The organism is Xanthomonas sp. LMG 12461, assembly GCF_009192935.1.
In the GTDB taxonomy this organism is placed as follows: Bacteria; Pseudomonadota; Gammaproteobacteria; order Xanthomonadales; family Xanthomonadaceae; genus Xanthomonas_A; species Xanthomonas_A sontii.
On record NZ_NQYT01000111.1, the window covers coordinates 1 to 3,797 of the forward strand.

Here is a 3,797-nt window from a genome sequence, read left to right on the forward strand (position 1 = left end):
CATAGCCGTCCGTCTCATTTTACGCGTTGCGTGGCCCTCGCCTGCCGATGCCCATGCTTGTGGAGTTCGAGCTCGTCACTCGGGCAACTGTTCGGGCTTGTCAGGCAGGAGAACCGGAGTGCGGCGGCGCTGACTCCTACTCGTGCTTGCTGGCACTGCGGCTAAACGGCCTGCCGCACTCCGCTCTCACCTACAACGATAGACCCTTATTTGACACAAGCGGCTTCAGCCGCGACCAGGCTCCTGCACACCACGATGGCACCAGACTCCACGCGTCGGGACTGAAGTCCCTCCCACAGGGGCATGCGGCACGCTGGCTGGAACATCGTGGGCGGGTCTTTGGTCCCGATTGCTTCAGCGGCCGGATAGCGCGCCGCCTTCGCTCGTCGCGCCTGAAGCCGTTCCTACAAGAACGTGCAGCACACGGTCTGGGCGCACCGTGGGAGGGACTTCAGTCCCGACTGCTGCCAAGGTCGAATCGCTCGCGGCCTCCGCTCTTCGCGATTCAAGCAGCGACGACCATTGCATGCGTCCTCCGACCTGCACGCCCACCTACGGCGCACACGCCGCCAGCTTCTGATCGGCGTACCACAGCGCGCGCCGCGCCAGATCGTAGGCGCTGTCTGCCTCGCGTGGCAGCAGTTGCTGCGCACGGATCGGGTCCGCGCCCTTGGCCATGGCGGTTTCCACCTGCAGCAGCGCATCCAGGTGCTGCTGCACCGGTGCCAGCAGGCGCGCGCGCTGCGCCGCCGGGCAGGCGCCGCGGCGTTGCTGCAGGTCGGCCAGGGCCTGGCGAATCCGCCGACTGGCTTCGCCATCCAACCCGGGCACCTTTTCGAAGGCGATCGGCGCGGCCTTGTAGGCATCGCCGGTGGCCTCGCTGCCGAGGTCGCTGGCGCGCTCGTGCAGCGCCGGATTGAACCGCACGTCCGGCGGCGGCCGCGCCACCGCCGACTGATGGGTGTTCTTGGGCAGCAGCTGCTTGATCGCCCGGCCGATGCCCTGCACGGCGACGTCGCCGAGGGTGCCGTCGCTGGCCCAATCCTTGTCGAAACGGGTCGACCGGTAGTCGATCGGATTGGGTCGCTCGAGCAGGCGCTTGGACTTGGCCACGTCGCGCGGATTGAGCGTCCCCGGCGGCGTGCCCTGCGCCTGCGCGAACGGATCCACCGCCACCCCATCCGGCAGGCGCGGATGGCCATCGCCGGTGTACAGCGTCGCCGCCATGCCGGTCGCGGCCGCGGCCGCGGCGGGCGCGCTCGGCGTCTGCGAGGGCGAAGACGGCGGCGCGGCGGCGCGGCGCGGCGGCCGTGCCCCGGCCGGCATGCGCGCGTCCACGGCCGGCGCGCGCGCGGACGCCGGCGACGGGGCCGGAACACGCTGCGCGGTCTGCCGCGGCAGGAACACCAGGCGCAGCGCGTCCTCGGCCACGGCACGCGGCGGCGCCGACGGCGTGCCCCACAGCAGGCGTCCCAGCAAGGCCAGAATCATCGCCGTCGCCAGTGCCGCCCACAGCTGCAGCCATCGGTCTTGCGCAGGAAGGGGGGTCACGACGGTCGAGGATCCATGGGCAGGCGGCGAGGACGAATGTGGGGGACGGACCGGTACAGCGTGCCGCGAGTTCCGTTGCCGGCGCGTGCCGCCGCGCGCGGCAAGCGGCAACATGGCGTCACCGGCGCCCGCCCGGTGCACGCAAGGCCTTGTCGCGTCAGGGATTGCGTCGGTGCATGCGCAAAACGGCTAAGGTGATGCGCACCGCCGGCGCGACAGCCGGCGTACAGCCAACGGGCACCGATGCCCACCCTGCCGCAGGAGAACCGCATGATCCGACGCCTGGCCGCCGGCCTGCTCGGCGCCGCGCTGGCGCTGCCCGCACACGCCGCCCCCTCGCACCTGGACAGCGTCCTGCAACGCGGCGTGCTGCGCGTGTGCACCACCGGCGACTACGCGCCCTACAGCCGCCTGCACCGCGACGGCACCTACGACGGCATCGACATCGCCCTGGCGCAATCGCTGGCCGAGAGCCTGGAGGTCAAGCTGCAATGGGTGCCCACGCGCTGGCCGTCCCTGCTGTCGGACCTGCGCGCCGACCGCTGCGACATCGCCGTCGGCGGCATCTCGGTGTCGCTGCCGCGGCAGCGCCAGGCCTGGTTCAGTGCCGTGCTGGAGGTCGACGGCAAGATCCCGCTGGTGCGCTGCGCCGACCGCACGCGCTACCGCACCATCGCCCAGATCGACCGGCCCGAAGTGCGGGTGATCGAACCGCGCGGCGGCACCAACGAGGCGTTCGCCCGCCGCGAACTGCCGCATGCGCAACTGATCCTGTCCGACGACAACCCCGCCATCTTCCGCGACCTGCGCGAGGGCCGCGCCGACGTGATGATCACCGACGCCTCCGAGGCGCGCTTCCGGCAGCGCCAGGTGCCCGGCCTGTGCGCGGTGGCGCCGGAGCGGCCGCTGCAGTACAGCGAGAAAGCGTTCCTGCTGCCGCGCGACGACATGGCCTGGAAGGCCTACGTCGACCAATGGCTGCACCTGAGCAAGGCCAGCGGCGCCTATGCGCAGATCGTGGCCACGTGGCTGGGCGATCCGGAGACAACGCGCTAGGCCTGCCGCCTGCCCGCGCGCAGCCGCTATGCTGCCGCGGCCGGCAGCGTTCGCCCCGGCATGGGGATTCAACAAGGAGAGAGCATGAAACTGCAATGGAAAACGCTCGCGCTGGTGAGCGTGATGTTGCTGGCCGCCGGCTGCGCGACCAACAGCGTGGTGCACCAGAGCTACAAGGCGACCACCGCCGAAACCTACTGGTACCAGCTCACCGGCAACGACGACACCGATGCCGAGAGCCTGGCCATGTTCCGCCGCCAGCTCGACGCGCAACTGGACGCGGCGCACCTGCACGGCACGCAGGGCCAGGCCAATGCGCGCAAGATGACCATCGTCATCGATCACTACTACATGCGCAGCAACGGTGCGCGCTTCTGGGCCGGCATCATGGCCGGGCGCGACAAGATCAAGAGCCGCGTCACCGTCGCCGATGCCAACGGCAAGACCGCCGCGCAGTTCGACGTGGAATCGACCAACAGCACCGCCTGGGGCACCTCCGAAGGCCTGATCGAGCGCCACGCGCAGGAGATCGTCGCGCGGCTCAAGCAACTGCAGTAGTGCGTGCCGCCCGTGCAGGACCGCACTGGTCCTGCACGGGCGCCGAAGCACACCAACGCGCTGCCTGCAGCACCTCGAATCGCTCGATCCGGCGACACGCAAGCCGGATGCGGCTTGCTCTGTAGGAGTCAAGTGTCATGCAGCCGCGACGCGCGATGTGGTGTGCGTTCCGATGGCGCAATGCGTCGGGACTGAAGTCCCTCCCACGGTGCACCCGGGGGGGCTCGCCGCAAGCCCCTGTGGCAGCGACTTCAGTCGCGGCGGAGCTTTCCCGGTAACGCGCGTCGCGGCTGACGCCGCCCCTACGGGACGTGCCTCGGAGTGATGAGAGAGGCCCTTGGTCGATCAAGCAGCACGTCAGATGCACAAGGCGGCGCGCGCAGTGCCGGTACCGCTCAGCCGGCCAGACCCAGCTGTTCGGCCAGGTCGCTGCGCGGCGGCTGATGGTGGTCGAACGCATGGACGTGGGCGCGGCCGGCTACCGCGTCGGCTACCAGAGCCCGTCGCAGTTCAGTCGCGAGTACAGCCGGCTGTACGGGCGGTCGCCGCGCAGCGACCTGGCCGAACAGCTGGGTCTGGCCGGCTGAGCGGTACCGGCACTGCGCGCGCCGCCTTGTGCATCTGACGTGCTG

General features: G+C 70.3%; 3 protein-coding genes and 1 pseudogene. 3 read left to right on the forward strand and 1 reads right to left on the reverse strand.

Features of this window, described 5'->3' with window-relative positions; genetic code table 11:
* Positions 1 to 552: 552 nt before the first annotated feature.
* The gene (locus tag CEK68_RS20590; protein WP_226977996.1) at positions 553 to 1,551 is read right to left on the reverse strand and encodes a hypothetical protein; all 999 of its coding nucleotides are present in this window, start codon (positions 1,549 to 1,551) and stop codon (positions 553 to 555) included.
* Positions 1,552 to 1,821: 270 nt separating this feature from the next.
* Between CEK68_RS20590 and CEK68_RS20595 the strand changes: the two genes are divergently transcribed.
* From CEK68_RS20595 to CEK68_RS20605, 3 genes and pseudogenes are all read left to right on the forward strand, one after another.
* Positions 1,822 to 2,607 (forward strand): transporter substrate-binding domain-containing protein, encoded by a 786-nt coding sequence (locus CEK68_RS20595; protein ID WP_152240504.1) that lies wholly within the window; start codon positions 1,822 to 1,824, stop codon positions 2,605 to 2,607.
* An 84-nt stretch (positions 2,608 to 2,691) separates the two neighbouring features.
* Complete coding sequence (locus CEK68_RS20600; protein WP_152236106.1) at positions 2,692 to 3,165, forward strand: DUF4410 domain-containing protein; 474 nt, start codon at positions 2,692 to 2,694, stop codon at positions 3,163 to 3,165.
* A 431-nt stretch (positions 3,166 to 3,596) separates the two neighbouring features.
* A pseudogene (locus CEK68_RS20605) lies at positions 3,597 to 3,752 on the forward strand (AraC family transcriptional regulator); the annotation flags it as partial.
* Positions 3,753 to 3,797: the final 45 nt, after the last annotated feature.

What these genes read in the sequence shown, in the direction of transcription:
- CEK68_RS20595 (WP_152240504.1), top strand. Translation starts at nt 1,822, where the DNA reads ATGATCCGACGCCTGGCCGCCGGCCTGCTCGGCGCCGCGCTGGCGCTG.
- CEK68_RS20600 (WP_152236106.1), top strand. Translation starts at nt 2,692, where the DNA reads ATGAAACTGCAATGGAAAACGCTCGCGCTGGTGAGCGTGATGTTGCTG.